The organism is Paenibacillus humicola (genome assembly GCF_028826105.1).
Classification (GTDB): Bacteria; Bacillota; Bacilli; order Paenibacillales; family Paenibacillaceae; genus Paenibacillus_Z; species Paenibacillus_Z humicola.
The window spans coordinates 4,667,554-4,687,936 of record NZ_JAQGPL010000001.1 but is presented as its reverse complement, the minus strand read 5'-3'; the positions used below and the strand labels follow the sequence as shown (position 1 = coordinate 4,687,936).

20 protein-coding genes and 1 riboswitch are annotated in these 20,383 nt (G+C 58.1%); of the genes, 11 read left to right on the top strand and 9 right to left on the bottom strand.

The genetic code is table 11. The annotated features are described in order from the left end of the window. Positions 1 to 31: 31 nt before the first annotated feature. Positions 32 to 1,588, bottom strand: coding sequence for a spore germination protein (locus PD282_RS21540; protein WP_274653068.1), 1,557 nt, complete (start codon positions 1,586 to 1,588; stop codon positions 32 to 34). A gap of 44 nt (positions 1,589 to 1,632) precedes the next feature. Further along, entirely contained in the window at positions 1,633 to 1,773 is a 141-nt protein-coding gene (locus tag PD282_RS21535) for a hypothetical protein (RefSeq protein WP_274653066.1), read from the bottom strand. Positions 1,774 to 1,931: 158 nt separating this feature from the next. Here PD282_RS21535 and lgt point away from each other — a divergent pair, with 158 nt between their 5' ends. After that, entirely contained in the window at positions 1,932 to 2,879 is a 948-nt protein-coding gene (lgt, locus tag PD282_RS21530; protein WP_274653064.1) for a prolipoprotein diacylglyceryl transferase, read from the top strand. Between the two features lie 58 nt (positions 2,880 to 2,937). On the opposite strand, the gene pepT is transcribed toward lgt, so the two are convergent. Next, entirely contained in the window at positions 2,938 to 4,179 is a 1,242-nt protein-coding gene (gene pepT, locus PD282_RS21525) for a peptidase T (RefSeq protein ID WP_274653062.1), read from the bottom strand. 150 nt (positions 4,180 to 4,329) lie between these two features. Between pepT and PD282_RS21520 the strand changes: the two genes are divergently transcribed. The 3 genes from PD282_RS21520 (at position 4,330) to melA (ending at position 9,073) form a co-directional block, all read left to right on the top strand. Then, positions 4,330 to 6,276, top strand: coding sequence for a GTP-binding protein (locus tag PD282_RS21520; protein ID WP_274653060.1), 1,947 nt, complete (start codon positions 4,330 to 4,332; stop codon positions 6,274 to 6,276). 275 nt (positions 6,277 to 6,551) lie between these two features. After that, on the top strand, positions 6,552 to 7,481 hold the full coding sequence (locus PD282_RS21515; RefSeq protein WP_274653058.1) for an AraC family transcriptional regulator: 930 nt from the start codon (positions 6,552 to 6,554) through the stop codon (positions 7,479 to 7,481). An 83-nt stretch (positions 7,482 to 7,564) separates the two neighbouring features. Continuing rightward, entirely contained in the window at positions 7,565 to 9,073 is a 1,509-nt protein-coding gene (gene melA, locus PD282_RS21510) for an alpha-glucosidase/alpha-galactosidase (RefSeq protein ID WP_274653056.1), read from the top strand. 142 nt (positions 9,074 to 9,215) lie between these two features. Here the strand turns inward: melA and PD282_RS21505 are convergent, their stop codons facing one another. The 4 genes from PD282_RS21505 to PD282_RS21490 form a co-directional block, all read right to left on the bottom strand. Continuing rightward, complete coding sequence (locus PD282_RS21505; RefSeq protein WP_274653055.1) at positions 9,216 to 9,689, bottom strand: C40 family peptidase; 474 nt, start codon at positions 9,687 to 9,689, stop codon at positions 9,216 to 9,218. A 438-nt stretch (positions 9,690 to 10,127) separates the two neighbouring features. Then, entirely contained in the window at positions 10,128 to 10,898 is a 771-nt protein-coding gene (locus PD282_RS21500; RefSeq protein WP_274653053.1) for a pirin family protein, read from the bottom strand. Positions 10,899 to 10,917: 19 nt separating this feature from the next. Next, the gene (locus tag PD282_RS21495; protein ID WP_274653051.1) at positions 10,918 to 11,307 is read right to left on the bottom strand and encodes a DoxX family protein; all 390 of its coding nucleotides are present in this window, start codon (positions 11,305 to 11,307) and stop codon (positions 10,918 to 10,920) included. 94 nt (positions 11,308 to 11,401) lie between these two features. Next, positions 11,402 to 11,851, bottom strand: coding sequence for a MarR family winged helix-turn-helix transcriptional regulator (locus PD282_RS21490; protein WP_274653050.1), 450 nt, complete (start codon positions 11,849 to 11,851; stop codon positions 11,402 to 11,404). A gap of 156 nt (positions 11,852 to 12,007) precedes the next feature. Further along, positions 12,008 to 12,091: riboswitch (ZMP/ZTP riboswitch) on the top strand. 100 nt (positions 12,092 to 12,191) lie between these two features. Here PD282_RS21490 and PD282_RS21485 point away from each other — a divergent pair. The 5 genes from PD282_RS21485 (at position 12,192) to PD282_RS21465 (ending at position 16,098) form a co-directional block, all read left to right on the top strand. Continuing rightward, positions 12,192 to 13,058: a bifunctional 5,10-methylenetetrahydrofolate dehydrogenase/5,10-methenyltetrahydrofolate cyclohydrolase gene (locus tag PD282_RS21485; protein WP_274653049.1), complete on the top strand. Its 867-nt coding sequence runs from the start codon at positions 12,192 to 12,194 to the stop codon at positions 13,056 to 13,058. Then, a complete protein-coding gene (locus PD282_RS21480) occupies positions 13,055 to 13,702 on the top strand; it encodes a cyclodeaminase/cyclohydrolase family protein (protein WP_274653047.1) in 648 nt (215 codons plus the stop codon). The genes PD282_RS21485 and PD282_RS21480 overlap by 4 nt, the downstream gene beginning before the upstream one ends. Positions 13,703 to 13,812: 110 nt before the next feature. Next, the gene (locus PD282_RS21475; RefSeq protein ID WP_274653045.1) at positions 13,813 to 14,847 is read left to right on the top strand and encodes a LacI family DNA-binding transcriptional regulator; all 1,035 of its coding nucleotides are present in this window, start codon (positions 13,813 to 13,815) and stop codon (positions 14,845 to 14,847) included. Between the two features lie 95 nt (positions 14,848 to 14,942). Then, a complete protein-coding gene (locus PD282_RS21470) occupies positions 14,943 to 15,395 on the top strand; it encodes a VOC family protein (RefSeq protein ID WP_274653043.1) in 453 nt (150 codons plus the stop codon). A 37-nt stretch (positions 15,396 to 15,432) separates the two neighbouring features. After that, on the top strand, positions 15,433 to 16,098 hold the full coding sequence (locus PD282_RS21465) for a ThuA domain-containing protein (protein WP_274653041.1): 666 nt from the start codon (positions 15,433 to 15,435) through the stop codon (positions 16,096 to 16,098). 64 nt (positions 16,099 to 16,162) lie between these two features. On the opposite strand, the gene PD282_RS21460 is transcribed toward PD282_RS21465, so the two are convergent. After that, positions 16,163 to 16,876 (bottom strand): SDR family NAD(P)-dependent oxidoreductase, encoded by a 714-nt coding sequence (locus PD282_RS21460; RefSeq protein ID WP_274653039.1) that lies wholly within the window; start codon positions 16,874 to 16,876, stop codon positions 16,163 to 16,165. A gap of 449 nt (positions 16,877 to 17,325) precedes the next feature. Here PD282_RS21460 and PD282_RS21455 point away from each other — a divergent pair, with 449 nt between their 5' ends. Next, entirely contained in the window at positions 17,326 to 18,111 is a 786-nt protein-coding gene (locus PD282_RS21455) for a TerC family protein (RefSeq protein WP_338045216.1), read from the top strand. Positions 18,112 to 18,218: 107 nt separating this feature from the next. Here PD282_RS21455 and PD282_RS21450 read toward each other — a convergent pair whose 3' ends face one another. Beyond that, complete coding sequence (locus PD282_RS21450; protein WP_274653037.1) at positions 18,219 to 18,965, bottom strand: hypothetical protein; 747 nt, start codon at positions 18,963 to 18,965, stop codon at positions 18,219 to 18,221. A 349-nt stretch (positions 18,966 to 19,314) separates the two neighbouring features. Here PD282_RS21450 and coxB point away from each other — a divergent pair, with 349 nt between their 5' ends. Beyond that, on the top strand, positions 19,315 to 20,358 hold the full coding sequence (gene coxB / locus PD282_RS21445; RefSeq protein ID WP_274653035.1) for a cytochrome c oxidase subunit II: 1,044 nt from the start codon (positions 19,315 to 19,317) through the stop codon (positions 20,356 to 20,358). Positions 20,359 to 20,383: the final 25 nt, after the last annotated feature.

The following is a 20,383-nucleotide window of genomic DNA, read 5'->3' as shown; positions in this document are numbered from 1 at the left end:
GGACGGACGTTCCTCCCTTCGGGCCCAGAATTCAATACGATGCGTCGTCTTCGGGCGGACGGGGCATCCGGCCTTTTGTCTGCCTGATTTTGTCCTTCGTTTCCAAGCCGAGAGGCCGCTTGCGCATCGCCCACCAGGGAGCTCTTATCCAGACATCCTTCATGTCGGATAATCTCGCAGGCGTCAGGGGAGTCAAATAAGGAACCCCGACGGAACGGAGCGAGCACAAATGCGTCAATATGCCGGCGATGCCGAGCATAATGCCGAATTGTCCGGCAAAACCGGCCAGGACGATCAGAATGAGCCTGGCGATCGACAGTGCGTCCGTAAGCGCCGGCACTACGAAGGACGAGATTGCGGTAAGGGATACGACGATGACCATCGGCGCCCCGATCAAGCCGGCCGATACGGCGGCCTCCCCCAGCACCAAAGCGCCGACGATGCTCACCGTTTGACCGACCGGCCGCGGCAGCCGAATGCCCGCTTCTCTCAGAATTTCGAAGATGATCTGCATCATGAGCGCTTCGATGATCGCCGGGAAAGGCGTGCCTTCCTTCGAGGCTGCGATGCTGATCAGCAGTCTTGAAGGCAGCAGCTCTTGATGAAAGGTCGTAACGGCCACGTAAGCTGAAGGCAGGAAGACCGAGAGCATGAAAGCGAACCATCGCAGCGACCGGATGAAGGTGGCGTAATACGGCCTTGAGTAGTAGTCCTCGCTGTTCTGGAACGCCTCGACGAACAAATAGGGAACGGTCAAGACGAACGGCGTTCCGTCGATCAGGATGGCGACCCGTCCTTCAAGCAGCTTCGCGCTGACGATATCCGGTTTTTCGCTGTTGCCGACCGTGCCGAATAAAGAAAAGGGAGCGTCCTCAATAAAGGATTCGACATAGCCGGATTCCAGGATGGAGTCCGTCTCGATCTTCGCCAGCCGCTGCTTGACCTCCCGCACAACGCCGTCGGCAGCGATGCCTTTCAGGTAGACGACATAAATGTCCGTCTTCGTAATCGTGCCGATACGCATCGGTTCGAATTTCAGGTCGGCGCTCTTGATTTTTCTCCGCAGGAGGGTCGAATTCGTCTGGATGCTCTCCACGAAGCCTTCCCGGGGACCTCTCACGGTCACCTCAGTATCGGGCTCGCCGACGTTCCGGGTTTCGCTGCCGCGAATCGATGCGACGAGGGCATTGTCCGTGCCCTCGACGAACAGCGCGGTATCCCCGTTTAATACCGCCAGCACCGTTTCCTGCAACGTTTTCGCTTCATAAAGGCCGGCGACGGTCAGGACCGATTCCTTGATATGGCGGAGCGGGTCGCCCCTGTCTTTGTCAAGACGGAGCGGGGCCTCATTCATATCCGTCATCAAGGCTCCGAGAAAATGCTCGTAAAGCAGCGATTGGTTCACCAGACCGGCGATGAAAATGACGAAGGCTTCGATTTCCGCGCCGATTTTGAATTCCCGGATGACGATATCCCCGGCGTCCTCAAAAACGGCCTGAAGTGCCTCAAGGTTGACCCGCAGGCTGCGGGAAAGGGGCTGTCCCGGTTCCGCGGAGCCGTCCTGCGACTCCCGTTTGGAGCCGTGCAAGCCCGAACCGCTTCTTTTATCCTGCCATCCTGAGAACCGCCCCATCAAATCCGCGTCAATTCCTTCCGCTTCGGCGGCTGCGGCGGATCCTCCATCCGTCCGTTCGCGATCATCCGCTTCTTGTTGTCCACCGCAAAATTTGCCGCCTCCGCCACCAGCCGGATGTCCCGAGTGCTTTTTTTCATCGAATGACAGCTCCTTCAAAATAAGACATCCTTTGCAATTTGTTATGCCCGATCTAATTTCAACCTATGCGGCGGCCCCGTGCCGGGTTGGACGCATTCCGCTTCGCGATGTGCTACAATAAAAATAAAACCGCTATATTGCGAAGGAGGTTACCGTTTTGCCTGCCGCTCTTAACCCGATCGCGTTCACTTTAGGGGCCATCCAGGTTCATTGGTACGGCATCATCATTGCCGGCGGCGCGCTGCTCGGCCTGGTCCTTGCCATCCGAGAAGGCAAACGCTTTAAGCTGACGCCCGATTTTTTCATGGATCTGGTGCTGTTCGGAATCCCCTCCGCCATCATCGGCGCGCGGATCTATTACGTGGCGTTCGAATGGGAGAATTACCGGAACAACCTGTCGGAAATCGTGAAAATATGGCATGGCGGCATCGCCATCTATGGGGCGCTGATCGGCGCCGTCATCGCGGCCGTCTTTTATACCCGGCGAAAAGGATACAGTTTTTGGCGGATCGCCGATATTTGCGCGCCGAGCCTGATCACGGGGCAGATGATCGGACGGTGGGGCAATTTCATGAACCAGGAGGCGCACGGGGGACCGGTATCGGAATCGTTCCTGCGCGGCACGCTGCATCTGCCGGACTGGATCGTGAACCAGATGTTTATCAACGGCACGTATTACCATCCGACGTTCCTGTACGAATCGGTGTGGAGCTTCGCCGGACTGCTGCTGCTGCTGGTTGTCCGCCGCATTCGCGGCCTTCGCGCCGGCGAGCTGTTTGCGGGCTACTTCATCTGGTATTCGCTCGGCCGCTTCTTCGTGGAAGGCGTGCGCACCGACAGCCTCGTCTTCAAAGGGCCGGACTGGCTCGCTTCCCTGCTGAAGACGCTTTGGTCGCCGATGAGCCCGTTCGGCTGGGGGGTCATGGAGGCGGGGAAAAATATCCGCGTCTCGCAGCTGCTGGCCGTTCTGATTATTTTGGCGGCTGTGGCGTTTATCGTGATCCGGAGACTGACGCAGAAAAATCCGGTGTATTACACCGATCCGATCGAGCCCGCCGCAAAAGCGGCGAACGAAAGCGCGGCGGCCGAAGAATCGACGCTGTAACGAAAAACCGGGCGGCCCTTCTTGCGAAGGTACGCCCGGTTTTTTGCGTGGTCATCCGTTACCGTTCGGCGCTCCGCTGCTCGAACAGCTTGACGATCGCGATGATGACCTGGACCGCTTTCAGCATATTGTCGGCCGAAACGTATTCGAATTTGCCGTGATAATTTTCCCCGCCCGTGAAAATATTCGGCGTCGGAAGCCCCATATAGGACAGCTGCGAGCCGTCCGTTCCGCCGCGGATCGGACGGATGACCGGCTCGATCCCGAGACTCTTCATCGCGTCGTAGGCGACGTCCACGATATGCTTCACCGGTTCGATTTTCTCCCGCATGTTGTAATATTGGTCGGCCATATCCAGCACAATGCGGTCTTCGCCGTATCGCTCCCGGAGCTCGCCGGCAATCGATTCGACCTTCGCTTTGCGCGCGTTGAAGCGCTCCCGGTCGAAATCCCGGATTATGTAGTACAGCTCCGCTTCCTCGACATTGCCCTTCAAGGAGATCAAATGATAGAACCCCTCATAGCCCTCCGTCAGCTCCGGCGCTTCGTCCGCGGGCAGCCGCCGGTTGAATTCCATGGCGATTTTCACGGCGTTCACCATTTTGTTCTTCGCCGTTCCCGGGTGGACGTTGCGGCCTTTAAACGTGATTTTGGCGCGTGCGGCGTTAAAGCTCTCGTACTCGAGCTCGCCGAGCGGCCCGCCGTCCATCGTATACGCATATTCGGCCCCGAACGCGGCGACGTCGAAGCGGTGCGGACCGCGTCCGATCTCCTCGTCCGGCGTAAACGCGACCCGGATCCGGCCATGCTTGACGTCCGGATTCGCCGCCAAATACGCCATGGCCGTCATAATTTCGGCAATGCCCGCTTTGTCGTCCGCGCCGAGCAGCGTCGTGCCGTCGGTCGTGATGAGCGTATGCCCTTTGTAGCCGCCCAGCTCGGGAAAATCGCGCGGCGACAGCACGACGCCGAGCTGCTCGTTCAGCACGATATCGCCGCCGTCGTAGCTGTCCACAATTTGCGGATTGACGCCCGTGCCGGTAAAATCGGTCGCCGTGTCCACGTGGGCCAGGAAGCCGATCACCGGCACCGGCTTGTCCGTATTGGCCGGCAGCGCTGCCATGACGTAGCCGTTATCGTCGAGCGTCACCTCCTGCATGCCGATCGCCTTCAGCTCATCCGCAAGCATGCGGGCGAGCGTCAGCTGTCCCGGCGTCGAAGGGTAGTCCTTGCTGTCATCGTTGGACTGGGTATCCACTTTGGCGTAAGAAATGAAGCGCTCGATCAGTTCGTTTTTCATTTTTTCCAGCATCTCCCTTCGGGATCATCTATCGTCATCATACCACGATTCGGGTCAAACTGCGCCCGCAAGCTTGCGGCCGCGCCGCGGCGAATTATGATAGTATTAGAACGGCGGATAATTTTTACTCCGACTCATGAGGTGTCAGCAATGAATAAAACGATCGGCATGTTTGCGCATGTGGACGCCGGCAAGACGACCTTCGCCGAGCAGCTCCTTTATCATACGAACAGCATCCGCCGCCGGGGGCGGGTGGATCATAAGGACGCCTATCTGGACAGCCACGAGATCGAGAAGGAGCGGGGCATTACCGTATTTGCGGACCAGGCGGTCATGGACTACAACGGCTCGGCTTATTTTCTGATCGATACGCCGGGTCACGTCGATTTTTCCCCGGAAATGGAGCGGGCGATTCAGGCCATGGATGCCGCAGTCGTGATTGTGAGCGCCGTCGAAGGCGTGCAGGGCCATACGGAAACGGTCTGGCGCCTGCTCGAGCGGCACCGGGTGCCGGCCTTTCTGTTCATCAATAAAACCGACCGTACCGGGGCGGATGCGGAGCGGACGCTTGCCGAAATCCGGAGCGAGCTGAGCGCGGAAGCCTGCGACTTCGCCCGCTTCTTCAGCGGTCCGATCGACGAGGAGACGGCCGCCTTCCTGGCCGAGCGGGACGAGCAGCTGCTTTCGCTGTATATGGAAGAGAATTTCGCGGCAGCCGACTGGTTTGCCGCCATCCGGCGCATGGTCCGGGAGCGACGGCTGTTCCCATGCATGAGCGGCTCCGCCCTGCAGGATATCGGCGTGACCGAATTTATGGCGCTGCTGGACGCGCTGACGGTGACCGAATACGACGAACAGGCGCCTTTCGCCGGACGGGTGTATAAGGTGCGTTACGACGAGAACGGCACCCGGATCACGTTCGTGAAAGCGCTCGGCGGCACGCTTCGGGTGCGCGAAGAGGTCCTGTGCGGCAGCGGTGACGACCGGGCGGAGGAAAAAGTGACGCAGATTCGCTTCTACAGCGGCAGCCGGTTTCAGCAGGCCGACGCCGCTGCGGCGGGCCAGCTGTTCGCTGTGACGGGGCTCATCTCGGCGTCGGCAGGCGACGGGATCGGGGCGCTGACGGACAAGGCCGGCTATGAAATCGTACCGACGATGATATCGAAGGTTTCGTTCGATCCGAAGCTCGGCGCGAAGGACGTGCTGCGCTATTTTCGCATGCTGGATGCGGAAGACCCGTCGCTTCGAACGGAGTGGGACGAGCAGCTGCAGGATATTCACATCCGCGTCATGGGCGCGATTCAGCTCGAGGTGCTGCAGCGGGTCGTCAAGGAGAGGTTCGGCCTGGAGGTCGAATTCGGCAGTCCGGATATTTTGTACAAGGAAACGATAACGGCGCCGGCCGTCGGCAGCGCGCATTTCGAGCCGCTCGGCCATTATGCCGAGGTGCATCTGCGGCTGGAGCCGGGCGAGCGCGGCAGCGGCATCGTGTTTCATAACGAGTGCCATCCCGACCAATTGACAACGAATTACCAGCATCTGGTTCGCCAGCATCTTTTCGAAAAGGAGCACCGCGGACTGCTGACCGGCTCGCCGGTTACCGATCTCGTCGTCACGCTCTTGAAGGGACGCGCGCACAATAAGCATACGAGCGGCGGCGATTTCCGGGAGGCGGCCTTCCGGGCCTTGCGGCAGGGGCTGGAAAAGACGGAGAGCGTGCTGCTGGAGCCGTATTACACCTTTCGCATCAAGGTCGGGATCGACCAGATGGGCAAGGTGCTGTCGGATTTGCAGCAGGCGCACGGAAGGTTCGACCCGCCGGATACGGCGGGCGGCAAAGCCGTCATTACCGGCACGGCGCCGGTGGCGACGATGCTGAACTACGGCCGCGAACTGGCCGCCTTCACGCAGGGCAGGGGAGCGATTGCGCTGGCGTTCGCCGGCTACGACCGCTGCCATAATGCGGAAGAGGTCATCCGCCGGCGGGGCTACAATAAGGATGCCGACCCTTCGTCTACGTCCGCGTCGATTTTTTGCGCGAAAGGGCAGGGGTACACGGTTCCATGGGACGAGGCGGACCGCTTGATGCACGTCTAGGCGGCAAAGCCAAGCCCGCAGCGGCAGGGTTTTGCGATTACGCTTATGAAGCGGTTCTCTTTGTCGCCTTCCTTTCGCCTATAGATTCTGAAGAAACATGTTCCGCCGCCAATAGCCGGGACAACAGCCGAAACCGGCTGCCCAAAAACTGGACTCCACATTGGCTGCAACCTTTTCGGCGTAGATGCAGTCTGATTTATCAAACAAACCATTGCGGTTATGCCGCCCATTTCATGGTGCGGGCGCAAGAACGTAGATACGGGGTGAGGGGATCGATGCAGGTTCACAGCTTGTTCGATTCAACATGGGTGACGGGCGATTACCGCCCGAGCATTAACGCCTATTATTACCGGCAGTGGGTCGACTACCAAATGGCGTTTCATGCCCATTGCGAGGTGGAAATCATGTACGTCATTTCCGGCACGTGCACCGTGGAGACGAGAGACAAACCGTTCGCGATGCGCAAGGGCGACGCCATCCTGCTTGATGCGGGCGTGCCGCACCGGCTTCTGGTCGGCAAGGACAGCCCGTGCCGGATGCTGAACGTCGAATTCACTTTCAGCGAATGCGAAGGCATTTATCCGTCGGTGAAGCAGCTGGCCGCGGCCAGCCCGTCCGTAAACGAGCTGCTTGCCTGCCGCAAGCCGTATATGCTGCTGCACGATCCGACGGAAACGCATCAGACGCTCAAAAGCCTGGTTATGGAGCTGGATGGCGCCCGGCGGGACGACGGGCTGATCAACCTGCTCATTTCCCAGCTGCTTGTGCGGGTGGCCCGACTCGCCGCCGAGAAGGAGCGCAGCGGAACGGCCCGGCAAACCGAGCAGTATGTGCGCGCGGCGATCGAATATTTGCACCAGCACTATGACTGCGACATTCAGGCGAGGGACGTCGCAGCCGCGGTCAATCTGCATCCGGTATACCTGCAGCGCATTTTCAAACGGAGTCAGCAGGTTACGATGACGGATTATTTGATCCATCTCCGGATGGAGAAGGCGAAAATGCTGCTTGCCCGCACGGAAATTCCGATCGCGGAGATCGCCGATTACGTCGGCGTGAGCAGCCGGCAATATTTCAGCGAGCTGTTCAAAAAGTCGACCGGCATGACGCCCGCCGCCTACCGGAAATCGATTGAAACGTTCCAGGGCTTCGATAAACAAGTTTCGATTCCCGACAATCCGGGGAAAGAACGGTTGCAAAAATGAAAACGCCTTCCGTCCGCCCCTGCTACAATGGGGGTATCAAGCGGTCCGATGTCCGCGGGATGAATCGAGAAGGAGGGTTTTTCATGTCGTTCAAGGTAACGTTTATCGGGGCGGGCAGCATCGGCTTTACGCGCGGCCTGCTTCGCGATCTGCTTGCGGTTCCGGAGTTCCGGGGGATCGAGGTTGCTTTTACGGACATTAATGCGCACAACCTGGACATGGTGACGCAGCTGTGCCAGCGCGATATCGACGCGAACGGGCTCGATATCAAGATTCAGGCGACGCTTGACCGCAGGGAAGCGCTGAAGCGGGCGCGGTACGTCTTCTGCGTCGTCCGCATCGGCGGGCTGGAGGCGTTCCAGCACGATGTCGACATTCCGCTCAAATACGGCGTCGACCAATGCGTCGGCGATACGCTGTGTGCGGGCGGAATCATGTACGGCCAGCGCGGCATCCCCGAGATGCTGAACATTTGCAAGGATATCCGGGAGGTCGCGGAGCCGGATGCGCTGCTGCTCAATTATGCGAACCCGATGGCGATGCTGACCTGGGCGTGCAACAAATACGGCGGCGTACGCACGATCGGCCTTTGTCACGGGGTGCAGGGCGGACATCGTCAAATCGCCAAGGCGTTCGGCCTCGAGAAGAAGGACGTCGATATCATTTGCGCGGGCATCAACCATCAGACCTGGTACATTCAGCTGAAGCATAACGGCGAAGACTTGACCGGCAAGCTGCTGGAAGCCTTTGAGCGTCATCCCGAGTTCAGCAAAACGGAGAAGGTCCGCATCGACATGCTCCGCCGCTTCGGCTACTATTCGACCGAATCGAACGGGCATCTTAGCGAATACGTGCCGTGGTACCGCAAGCGTCCCGATGAAATCATGGACTGGATCGATCTGGGCACGTGGATCAACGGCGAAACGGGCGGGTATCTGCGTGTCTGCACCGAAGGCCGCAACTGGTTCGAGACCGATTTTCCGAACTGGATGAAGGAAGATCCGGTGAAATACACGCCCGAAAATCGCGGCGAGGAGCACGGCTCTTACATTGTAGAAGGCCTCGAGACGGGGCGCGTCTACCGCGGCCACTTCAACGTCGTCAATCGCGGCGTCATCTCGAACCTGCCGGACGATGCGATCATCGAAGCGCCCGGCTACGTCGACCGCAACGGTATCAGCATGCCGCATGTCGGCGATTTGCCGCTCGGCTGCGCGGCGGTCTGCAGCGCCAGCATTTCCGTCCAGCGATTGGCGGTGGAAGCGGCCGTTACCGGGGACGACAAGCTGCTGCGCCAGGCGTTTATGATGGATCCGCTGGTTGGCGCGGTCTGCAACCCGAAAGAAATTTGGCAGATGGTCGACGAGATGCTCGTCGCCGAAGCGAAGTGGCTGCCGCAGTACGGCCCGGCGATCGAGGAAGCGGACAAGCGGCTTGCGTCCGGCAATCTGCTGCCGACGCGCGAAGGGTACCGCGGCGCAGCGCGGCTGAAGACGAAGTCGGTCGAGGAAATGATGGAAAACCGCGAAGCGGCCAAACGCAACGCGGGCGAATCGGACAAAGCGGCCGAGCGTCCGGCTGCGGCGCATTAAGCATTCGGGAACGCTCGTCATCAGGTTCTGCCGCAGCTTCTCCATGATGCGGCCAAGCGATTTCGCGCTTAAACAAAGGCAAACCTCCCGGTTCGTCCGGAAGGTTTGCCTTAATAAGCTCGTCTTGTACGAGATGTTTCGTTTAGCCGACGCGGCGCGCCGTCGTATAGTGTTTGCTCCACCAGCCGGATCTGATGCTCGAAATCGTCACGCCCGGCTTGCCGTACGTGTGCATAATTTTACCGTTGCCGATATAGACCGCGACATGGTGAATCGGCTTGTAGAAAAAGACGAGATCCCCAGGCTTCAAATTGCTGCGCGACACATAACGGCCGGCCTTGGACTGCGCTTTGGATGTGCGGGGCAGATAAATGCCTTTTTTGCCGTATATATATTTGGTAAACGAAGAGCAGTCGAACGTCCTCGTTTGGCCGACGGATGCGCCGAATCTATAAGGTGTCCCCAAATATCGTTTGCCTAAGGAAATAATACTGCTGGCTTTCGATGCGGTTGTCGCGTGCGCTTTGGGGGCTTGTCCGACCGCCGCACCTACTATCAGCATCATAAAGCTCAGCGAAAATACAATTGCGCGTGTTGTCCACTTCTTGGTGTTCATCGTTTTCCTCCCATGTTGTTATACTTGCATGCAAGTTATGAAAAACGTATCAGCGCTTGCAAAAATAGTATAACATGGGCTATGTTTTCCATGATTTACCGATGAGCGCCCCATCCTGCTTTTGACAAGGCTTTCATAGCGATTATTAGAAAAAGATTAAAAAACAGCCTTTAATTCTAATGGACAAAAGCTGGAGCTGCCATTATAATAATGGCTTTTTGGCGAAAATTTTCCTGCGGATATTCGGCTGCGCCGGGAGAAGGCATGGAGCACCTGCTTGCGGATGCGTTGCAGGCAAGCGCAAAATGGGCGTAATCCGGGGGTGAGCCTGCGCGGACGGAACGGAGAGCGAGAGACCCGGAGTTATATAGAAAGAAGGCTTCAGACCCTTGGACTGGGCCTGAAGCCTTCTTTTTCATTTACGGGGTGCAAGCCGGTTTATCGTTTCGGATACAGCGGATAATCGACCTTGGCCGGAACGTCGATCAGCAGCATGCGCACGGCGTCCGAACCGCCGGCTTTCACTGTGACTTCGGCGGTTTCGCCGGCGTTTACGACGATAAAGTCGCGGTGCTTGAAAGGCGTCGGCTCGGCTTCGCCGTTCGTCCACTTGCCGCCGCCGCGGACGGCAAGCGCCGCGAGCGTACGGCCGGCCTGGACGGGGTGGCGCCAGCTGTGGCCGGACTCGATCGTCACATCCCACATCCGGGCGTCGACCGCCAAGCGGATGGGAGAATCCCCGCCCAGCACGGTTTTGACGACGGCGCCGTCCCGCTCATCGACCGGGAACGCTTCGTGTTCGTATTGGCGGTACGTCGGCTCCGTCTGCAAGGCCTTCTCGATGTGCGGCTCGAACCAGATCTGGAACCCTTCCATATCCGGACCGATGAATCGTTCTTCGTGGCTGACGCCGGAGCCGGTCTGCATGACCTGGGCGCCGCCCGCGCCGACCGTGCTCCGCGTCCCGAGCGTGTCGCCGTGCTGTGCCTCGCCCCCGATCACATAGGTCATAATTTCGAAAGCCTGATGCGGATGGAGCGGAATGTAGCCCTCTTTGTCGGCCTCTGCCCAAGCCCAGTAGAAGAGCGGGCCGATGCGCTTCACGGCCGAGCCTTCGCCCGGGAAGCCGATCGGTTTCTGTTCGCGGATTTTGCCGCCGTCAAATGCGCCTTTTGCTTGCAGCGAAGGACCGTAAATTAACGTTTGCATGGTGCTTTCCCCCTATCGATCAGCCGATCGCGTACTCGCCTGCACCGATAAACGCAAGGGCGAGCGAAATTGCGATCAGGACCAGATTGTATTCGATGCCGTTCGAAGTGACCCAGAAGCCGTTTTTGCCGTGAACCTTCACAATCGCGCCGAGCATGAGGATTACGATCAGCGCGGCGGCCACCGGCATCCATAGACCGAGAAGGAACAACAGACCGCCGGCCATTTCGAACAAACCGACGACGAATGCAGCCATGACGCCGGGCTTGACGTTGATCGAATCGAACCAGCCGCCCGTTCCTTTCAATCCGTAGCCCCCGAACCAGCCGAACAGCTTTTGAGCGCCATGCCCGATAAACAGAATGCCCAAAATAACTCGAATGATCAATAAACCGATGGAAAGACCCATGATAAACGACCTCCAATAAATTAGTTTTAAGTTTCTTAAATTTAAGATATTTGGTCTGAAAAAGGAAGCAGCCGCCGGCCGGTTTCGTTTCCGGCTACGAGAAGCTTCCCTGGGCGGCAAGGCCCAGCTTTTTGAGCAGCGCGATCGCTTCGGCTCGTTCCTGCGGCGTCAATCCTTCCGTCGCTTTGCGTATGGCATCGGTATGCTGCGGGAACACATCGTCGAGAAACTGCCTGCCCTGCGCCGTTATTTCCGCAAAAATAACCCGGCGGTCCGTGGGGCAAGCGACGCGGCGTACGAACCCTTTTTTCTCGAGCTTGTCGACGACATACGTAATGTTGCCGCTCGACATCAAAATTTTCTCGCCGATCTGCTGCAAAGGCTGTTCGCCTTTATGGTACAGCAGTTCCAGCACGCCGAACTCGGTGGGGTTTAGGCCGTAGCTCTTAATATCCTTCTGTGCATGCGCCGCGACCCACTGATAGGCTCTCGATAATACGACGAACAGCTGCAGCGCGTTGTCCTCGGCATCCGGAGTCGCCATGGTGATCACCTCCAAACATCTTTAAATTAATTATCTTAAATTGAATATAATTCAATCCAGGAAAAATGTCAAGCGTATTTTTAATTGTCCGGTCCATTTATTATTTTGTCAAACGGTTGAATCGTAAATCGAGCTTCTATATACTAGGAGCAGATACACGTCGTATGTGACTGGCGTAACGTGGCGAACCACGGGGGAGCATACGAGCGGACGAACGTGCCGAACGCCTGGGCGAAGTATCCGGTTCAAGCAGCATTTGCGCTGCCGCCGGGTGCTTTTTTTCGTCTATAGGAATGTTTTTTGCTCGACTGATTACGCACACGTCCGGGAGGGAAAAACGATGGTTGACATGTTGAAAGCAAAGCCATTGGCCGATGCTGCGCAGTCCGAAGTCGCCGCAGGCGCAGCCAGGTGGAGGGAGAAAGGCGTCGTGCCCGGCGTCGGGGCGCTGCTGGTCGAAGGCGATCCCGCTTCCGCTTATTATGCGGGGGCCAAGCGGAAAATGGCGGAGAAGCTCGGCATTCGCTTCGAGCTGCTTGCCTTTAACCGCGGCGTGACGGAGGAGGAGCTGCTTGCGGAAATCCGCCGCTTGAACGAGGACGGCGGCGTGCACGGCATCATGCTGGAGCTGCCGCTGCCGAAAACGGTAAACCCGCGGAGGCTCGCGGAGGCGATCGACCCGCTGAAGGACGTCGACGGCATTGCGCCGGCGAACGTGCAGGCGTGTTTAACCGGAGAGCCGGGGATCTATCCGGCGACGCCGCAATCGTGTATTCGCCTGCTGCACGGTTACGGTTATTCGCTGCAGAGAGCCGATGTTGTCGTCGTCGGCCGGGGCGAGACGGTCGGCCGGCCTCTCGTCCCGATGCTGCTGCGCGAGCAGGCGACGGTGACCGTCTGCCATTCGCGCACGAAGGATCTGGCTTCGCATGTCCGCCGGGCGGACATCGCGATTGCCGCCGCCGGCGTGCCCAACCTGATCACGCCGGAAATGACCCATCCCGGGCTCGTCCTCGTCGATGCGGGAATTAATGAGAAGGCGGACGGCGGCGGGATCACGGGCGATGTCGCGCCGGAAGCGGCCGCGCTGGCTGCCGCGGTTTCGCCGGTGCCCGGAGGCGTCGGCACGCTGACAACCGTCATTTTATTCGAAAATGTGCTTCGGGCGCTGGAGCTGCAGGAGCTTGCGGGGAGGCTGGCGAAATGAGCGATACGAAGGCGGCAAGCGAATTCGATTGGACCGTCCGGACCTTTTTGCAGGAGGCGGCATCGTCCTCGCCGACGCCGGGAGGCGGAAGCGTTGCGGCATTGGCGGCTGCGCTCGCCGCATCGATGGGCTCGATGGTCGCGAGGCTGACAAGCGGCCCGAAATATGAAGGCGCACAGGAGACGGCGCAGCGGATCGCCCGCGATATGTCGCAGGCGATCGTCCGCTGCGAAGCGCTGTCCGCCGCCGATATCGCGGCCTTCGGCGGATATATGCAGGCGCTCGGGCTGCCCCGGTCGACGGAGGCGGACAAGCAGACGCGCAAAGCGGCGATCGCCGCGGCGGCGCTGACCGCGACGGAGGCGCCCATGGCGCTGATCGATCTCTGCCGTCAAATGCTTGAGGCGCTCGAGGAAGCCGCGCAGCTCGTGAACCGGAACGCGATATCCGACTGGGGCATTGCCGCCCTGCTGGCCGAATCGGCCGCCCAGTCCGCTTGGCTGACGGCACTGATCAATCTGCCGTCGCTTGCAGACGCGTCCGCAGCGGCAAATTTCCGCAAGCGCGGTGAAGAACAAGTCGCCGCATGCGTCCGCCTGAAGGATGCGGTCGTCTCGGCAGTCAAGGGGAGGCTCGCGCTGTAGAGCCGCTTCCGGCAATATTCAAGATTGACATTGGCAAATCGCGTTGCTACGATGGTGTAAACACGCGTTCGCACTAGGAGAGGCCGAATACCGAGGTGAAAGATTAGCACATGAATGCGGAACAAATCGCAAAGCTGGCGGGCGTCTCGCGCAGCACCGTCAGCCGGGTCATCAACAACTATCCGAACGTTCCGCCGGAAACGCGGGAGAAGGTCATGCGCGTCATTAACGAGCACAATTACGTGCCGAACGTGTCGGCGCAGGTATTGGCCGGGAAGAAAACGCGCACGATCGGTCTGTTCATGATCGAAAAGTCCGGCCGCGTTGCGGGGGACATCCTGACGAATATGCTGATCGCAAGCGTCATCGAGGAAGCGTCGTCCCATAACTACTTCGTGCTGACGTACATCATCCGGGGCGCAGGCTCGGAGGAGAGCGTCAAAAATGTGACCGACATGTTTTACCAGCGGCGCGTCGAAGGCGGTCTGTTCATCGGGGCGGCGAGCCGGGAGCCCTTCATCTGGCAGCTGGCGGACGAAGGCTTTGAGGTGGCGATCGTCGACCAGCGCCTGTCCGAAGCCGGCGAGAGCAACCGGATCGTCGCCGAGTTCGACAACGAGAAGGGAATGTCGCTTGCCGTACGTTATTTAGCCTCGCTCGGCCATACGGAGATCGGCGTCATCAACGGCGACATGAGCCGGCTTTCCGGGGTGACCAAATACGAAGGATTCCTTCACGCGATGGAGAAATGCTCGCTTCGAGTCCGGCCGGAATGGATCGTGCAGGCGGATTTCAACGAGGAGGCAGGCTATCGGGAGATCGGCCGGCTCGCCGATTCCGGGACGCCGCTGCCGACCGCCTTCATTGCGGCCAACGACAGCGTGGCGTTCGGCGCCATTCGCGCGCTGAATGAGCGCGGGCTGCAGGTGCCGGGCGATATCTCCATCGTCGGCTTCGACAACCATGGGCTAAGCGCGCGGTTTAATCCGTCGCTGACCACGGTCGGCGTCAAGTTCGAATCGATGATGAAACGGCTGACGGCCAGCCTGATCGGCTCGATCGAAGGCACATACGACGGCAGCCGCGTAATCGTCATCGATTGCGAACTGATCGTCCGCGATTCCTGCTCGCCGCCGAAAAGCTGACTCCTGATTCGCCCTGTACCGCGCCTCACTCGCTTGGCCTGCGCGCGTCCGTTAGGCAATGCAACGATATTTCAATCCGGAGGGTGAAGGCAAAAATGGCTAATCCGTTCGTCAATTCGCACGTCATTACGCAAATCGGAATTTTGGTTCACGATATCGAGAAAACGTCGCAGGCGTATGCCGATTTTTTCGGCATCGACAAGCCGCAGTGGTTTTGGACGGATACGGCCGATAAGGCGCAGACGGAATACCGGGGCTCCGGATCGGAAGCACGGGCCAAGCTGGCTTTCTTCAACATGGGCTCGCTGCAGCTTGAGCTGATCGAGCCGGACCGCGAGCCGAGCACGTGGCGAGAGCATCTCGACGAGCACGGCGAAGGCGTCCACCATATCGCGTTTAACGTTAAAGGAATGAAGGACACGGTTGCCGGGATGGAGCAGGGCGGAATGCCGCTGCTGCAAAAAGGCGAATATACCGGCGGACGCTACGCGTATATGGATACGTCGGACTCCCTCAAAGTGATCCTGGAGCTGCTCGAGAACGATTAAACGGTTGTGTACCCATGCGAAGGAGGCATCCGGAACCATGAAGCATATTGCAGCGATTGTCGGCGATTATTACCACGATCCCGCGCTGATCCGCGAGTCGATGGCAGGAGCGCTCGCGCCGTTTGAGCAGGCGGGGCGGATTCGTCTTACGTTTCACGGCGTCGAACAGTTTGAAAGCGTTCTATTATCCGATCCCAGGCCGGACGTTTTCATCTTGTTTAAAGAAAACCGGCTCAATCCTGCGGATGCGCAGGTTAACGAATGGATGACCGCCGCGGCGGAGGAGACGGCGTGCCGGTTCGTCGAGGAGGGCGGCGCCTTCCTGAACTGGCATTCGGGACTGGCCGGCTACGATAAATTCGAACTGCTGAACGACATGCTGAAGGGCTATTTTCGCCACCATCCCGAGCAGGTTTCCGTCCGTTACGACGGCGCGCTCCCGTCCACGATGCAGGAGGACGGCGGCCGGCCGGTGTCGTTCGAAGCGGTGGACGAGCACTATTTCGTCCATTGCCGCGAAGCCGAGACGCAGGTGTTTCTCCGGTCCTCGTCGATCCACGGCAGCGAGCCGGCCGGTTGGCTGCACCGTCATGGACGCGGCAAAGTCATCTGCCTGACGCCGTCGCACACGCGCGCGGCGCTGCTGAGCGGCGGGATGCGCAGCCTTCTGGCCAGCGCGGTGGAATGGTGCCTCGAAGCATAAACGAAAAAGGCGGCGAATCGTCACGATTCGCCGCCTTTTCGCCGGCTAGAGGAGCCCTTGCGGATTACCATGGCATCGGATTGCCTTTATAGTCGAGGTAGATCGGCGTATCCGGCCGGCCCAGCCGCGATTCCAAGACGCTCCAGATCCCCGCTGCCGAATCCGTAGGCTCAACGGTGGCATCCGTGTTCAGCCGGCCGAGCATGTACGAGCGGACGTAACCGGGATGAAAGGCAAACACCTGCACGCCGCGCGGCGAAAGTTCGTTATGAAGCAGCTTCGATTGCATGTTCAGAGCGCTTTTCGACATCGTATAGCCGAACTCGTGCGTCCGTGCGCTGTTCGCGATGCTCGCCGCCTCGGAGGAAATGTTGACAAGCTGCTTCCGGCTGCCGCCGAGCAGCAGATCGATTACCGAATGCGTCACCCGGAGCGGGCCGAAGGCGTTCGTATCCATAATGCGGCGCATATCGTCGAAATACAGCTCGCCGAAAATCGTTCCCGAGCGGTCGAGGAAAATCGCCGCATTATTGACGACGATCTCAAGACGATCGGTTTCGCGCCGGATCGTTTCCGCCGCTTCCGCAACTGACCGGTCGCTCGTTACGTCGAGCGGAACGATGCGCAGGCAGTCCCCGCTTTCCGCCTTCAATTCCCCAAGCTCGTGCCATTCGGGCATATAGCTGCCTGCAAATACGGTAAAACCGTTCCGGATCAAAATCCGGCTCAGCGCAAGTCCAAGGCCTCTGTCGGCACCGGTGACGTAAACATAACGCAAGGCTTCCCAACTCCTTCTTTCGCATCATTGATTTTATGGTAGCCCTTACATCCGCGGACGGTCAACCGGTTTTCGCAAAATACATTCGCCGTACCGGAAACGTCGGCAGCCGGGGCGTTCCTAATCCCGGCTAAGATTAATCCGCGCCGATATATAATGAAGAAACGGTAAAAGGGAAGATGGGCTGACGCTGTCTGCAGAGCCGAAAGCGCTGGGGAGAAGAAGGGACGCGAAGCGGCAGAACGAAGATTCATCATCGGAATGCCGCGGCCCATAGATCAGATGGAAAAGAGTCGAAATGCACGCTCGGAGAGAAAAAACATTATAACGGAATCCCCTTGGGCATCCAACGTTTCTTTTGGAAATGACTGCCGATCTGTGTTTTGATTGTTGTATTCGACCCTTCAGTTGAGGTATTGTTAGTTTATGAGGTTTATCCGGGAGCCGTATTGGGCAAGACAAGCCGTCTCCGGCAGGGGACGCGCTTTCACCTGCTCCGGCTGAAGGCGTTTGCGAAACGGGCGTCATCGTTCGCGGGAAGGTCGGGTGTTTCCAAACAGATGGAATTGTTTTTATTGCTGCTCGAAATCATACTGGTCAATTTGGTGCTGAGCGGGGACAACGCGGTCGTCATTGCGATGGCCTGCCGGAACCTGCCGATCGAAACGAGGCAGAAGGCCGTCTGGTGGGGGGCGCTCGGAGCCGTCATTTTGCGGATTATTTTGACGGTTGTCGCGCTTTATTTGCTGCAAATCCCGTTTATCCAAATTATCGGAGCGGCGCTTCTGTTCTTTGTGGCGGTGCAGCTGCTGAAGGACGACGGTGAAAGCAAACAGATCGAAGGAGCGGCATCGCTCTGGAAGGCGATCCGCATCATTTTGACGGCCGATTTCATCATGAGCCTGGACAACGTGCTTGCCGTCGCATCCATTGCGAAAAACAATATTTGGATTATTGCCGCGGGGATCGCGATCAGCATTCCGCTCATCGTATGGGGAAGCCAATTGATCATGAAGCTGCTGAACCGTTTTCCGGTGCTGGTCTATGTCGGAGCCGGCATTCTCGGGTATACGGGGGGCGAGATGCTGGAAGAGAGCGAACGGCTGCTGAACGGTCTGCAGGCGATCGCCGGCGGGTGGGCGGAATATGCGTTTCCGGTCGTTTGCGGCGTGGCCGTCATTGTGACGGGTTATCTGCTCCAGAAGCGGGCGCACCGGCATGTGGCGCAGGAATAGGATTCCAGTCAAAAGCAGATATATAATAGAAGAGATTTTTTTTAGCCGGCCGTCCGGGACCAAGCGCACGTTTCACGAAGCGCTTGGTCTCTTTATTTTGCTGACGGCTAGGGCGTATCGCCGATGCGGCGGATCGCTTTCCGTTTCTGGACGTCCAGCGGCTCCGGGACAAAATCACCGCCTGCAAACTGGTGCTTCACGAGCGTGTTAAACGAATCGAGCCATGGGGTCAGGGAATGGCCGAGCCTGGCTTCCTGCTGATATTGGACCAGATGATTCAGAAACTCCATGTTGGCGGAAATATGCACTTCCTGGACGACGGGAGCAAGCCGTCTGATGGTGGTGGCGATCGTCTGCTTCAGCTCGCCGGACAGCTGGTTATGATCGTTCACCGTCAAATTCGAATTGTACGGGGTGGCGATCCGCTGGTTGTTCCAATACGGGCTGCCCGTATCGTTATTGTAAACGCCCTCGGTCGTCCCGGTATTGTCCTGCTCCCGCGTGCCCGGGCCGCCGGTTCGCTTCGTTCCGACCGCCGTATGGTCGAGCGTGATGCCGACGTAAGCATTTTTGTCGGTCAGAAACACGAGCGCGCTGGCGACGCCCGGCAGATCGTAAACGTCCGTGGACAGCTGCGAGCTGTATTCGAACCAGGCGTTGTCGTGCTGGCCAGGAATGCCGCTCATCGTTCCGTACATGCGCGCGCCCATCGTTTTCGGGTCCCGTTTCTGCTGCGACCCGTAATCGAACGTGCTGTTCTGCGACCACCGCTTGTAATTGCAGCCGCTCGTGCCGACCGCCGCCGCAACGGCCAGACAGACGGCAAGCGCGCGGACTGCTGCTCGCTTTCTCATGCTGATTGGCTCCTTCCCTGATAATACTCTTAGCATGAACGGCAAATGATGAAATATGCGCCTTTCGAACATACATAAAGAACCATGGTTTTTGCGCACAATGAAGGGTAGAGATGGAGGAAAAACGGAGGAGAAGGGCAACCGAAAAAGCTGATAAAATAAGGAGTTTGACAGCTTTGAGAACAATTTGTGAACTCTTCTAGGAACATTGACAAAAAGCACCTGCAACTTTATATTTAATAAGGTGATTGGATTGCGGGAGTTGTCTGCACATCTGTGAATGAACGCAGCTGGCCTTAATAAAAGCCATCTTGGACTGCTGCGAAAACGTCTAAAGTGGGGTTGATTGATGATGAATCGGTGGCGCGTTCTAAAACGGCTTCTTCCTCTTCTGGCCGGAATGGTGTTGCTGCTGTCGGCTTGCGGACGAGCCGACTTGTCGGTGCTCAGGCCGCAGGGGCCGGTTGCCGAAGAACAATTTAAACTAATGAAACTGGCGATAATTATTATGGTTATTGTCGTCGTCGTCGTGTTTGCAATCGCTTTTTATGTTATCGTCCGTTTTCGCCGCCGTCCCGGCGACAAGACGATACCGAAACAAGTGGAAGGCAATCACAAACTGGAAATTATGTGGACCGTCATCCCGATCATTCTGCTGATCATCCTCGGCGTGCCCACGATTCAGTCCGTTTTCGGACTCGCGAAAGACTACTCGAAAGATCCGAACGCTATTCAGGTCAAAGTTACAGGTCATCAATATTGGTGGCAGTTTGACTATACAAAGCTGGGCATACATACTGCCCAGGAGCTTGTCATTCCGAATGACGCCGTGATCTCGGTCGAAACGGAAACGGCCGACGTGCTTCATTCCTTCTGGATTCCTTCGCTGGCCGGCAAAACGGACGCCAACCCGGGCGGCTCGGTGAACAGGATGTATTTCAAAGCTCCGAATACGGGTGTTTACCTCGGCAAATGCGCCGAGCTTTGCGGACCTTCTCACGCATTGATGGATTTTAAAGTGAAAGTCGTCGACCGCGCTTCCTTCGATCGCTGGGTCGCTGCCATGAAGACGCCTACACCGATGCCTTCGGATCCGGCTGTTGCCGATGTGCTGACGCAGCAGTGCCTGACTTGCCATGCCATTGACGGAACGCAGGGAGGCGCTTTCCCGAACCTGGCCGGAATCGGCGGCAAACAGGCGGTTGCAGGCATTCTGCTCAATACGGATTCTCCGAAATACCAGAACGAGGGCACCGTTGAAGACAATCTGAAAAGATGGATTCGCGATCCGCAAGCCGTCAAGCCCGGCGCAAAAATGCCGAAAGTGGACTTGACCGAACAGCAGATCGACGGCCTTGCCAAATATTTGGCGAGCTTAAAGCTTAATTATTAATTCACTTGCGGACTGAAGGGGGTAC

What these genes read in the sequence shown, in the direction of transcription:
- PD282_RS21535 (WP_274653066.1), bottom strand. Translation starts at nt 1,773, where the DNA reads ATGAAAAAAAGCACTCGGGACATCCGGCTGGTGGCGGAGGCGGCAAAT.
- pepT (WP_274653062.1), bottom strand. Translation starts at nt 4,179, where the DNA reads ATGAAAAACGAACTGATCGAGCGCTTCATTTCTTACGCCAAAGTGGAT.
- PD282_RS21520 (WP_274653060.1), top strand. Translation starts at nt 4,330, where the DNA reads ATGAATAAAACGATCGGCATGTTTGCGCATGTGGACGCCGGCAAGACG.
- PD282_RS21515 (WP_274653058.1), top strand. Translation starts at nt 6,552, where the DNA reads ATGCAGGTTCACAGCTTGTTCGATTCAACATGGGTGACGGGCGATTAC.
- melA (WP_274653056.1), top strand. Translation starts at nt 7,565, where the DNA reads ATGTCGTTCAAGGTAACGTTTATCGGGGCGGGCAGCATCGGCTTTACG.
- PD282_RS21505 (WP_274653055.1), bottom strand. Translation starts at nt 9,689, where the DNA reads ATGAACACCAAGAAGTGGACAACACGCGCAATTGTATTTTCGCTGAGC.
- PD282_RS21500 (WP_274653053.1), bottom strand. Translation starts at nt 10,898, where the DNA reads ATGCAAACGTTAATTTACGGTCCTTCGCTGCAAGCAAAAGGCGCATTT.
- PD282_RS21495 (WP_274653051.1), bottom strand. Translation starts at nt 11,307, where the DNA reads ATGGGTCTTTCCATCGGTTTATTGATCATTCGAGTTATTTTGGGCATT.
- PD282_RS21490 (WP_274653050.1), bottom strand. Translation starts at nt 11,851, where the DNA reads ATGGCGACTCCGGATGCCGAGGACAACGCGCTGCAGCTGTTCGTCGTA.
- PD282_RS21485 (WP_274653049.1), top strand. Translation starts at nt 12,192, where the DNA reads ATGGTTGACATGTTGAAAGCAAAGCCATTGGCCGATGCTGCGCAGTCC.
- PD282_RS21480 (WP_274653047.1), top strand. Translation starts at nt 13,055, where the DNA reads ATGAGCGATACGAAGGCGGCAAGCGAATTCGATTGGACCGTCCGGACC.
- PD282_RS21475 (WP_274653045.1), top strand. Translation starts at nt 13,813, where the DNA reads ATGAATGCGGAACAAATCGCAAAGCTGGCGGGCGTCTCGCGCAGCACC.
- PD282_RS21470 (WP_274653043.1), top strand. Translation starts at nt 14,943, where the DNA reads ATGGCTAATCCGTTCGTCAATTCGCACGTCATTACGCAAATCGGAATT.
- PD282_RS21465 (WP_274653041.1), top strand. Translation starts at nt 15,433, where the DNA reads ATGAAGCATATTGCAGCGATTGTCGGCGATTATTACCACGATCCCGCG.
- PD282_RS21450 (WP_274653037.1), bottom strand. Translation starts at nt 18,965, where the DNA reads ATGAGAAAGCGAGCAGCAGTCCGCGCGCTTGCCGTCTGTCTGGCCGTT.
- coxB (WP_274653035.1), top strand. Translation starts at nt 19,315, where the DNA reads ATGATGAATCGGTGGCGCGTTCTAAAACGGCTTCTTCCTCTTCTGGCC.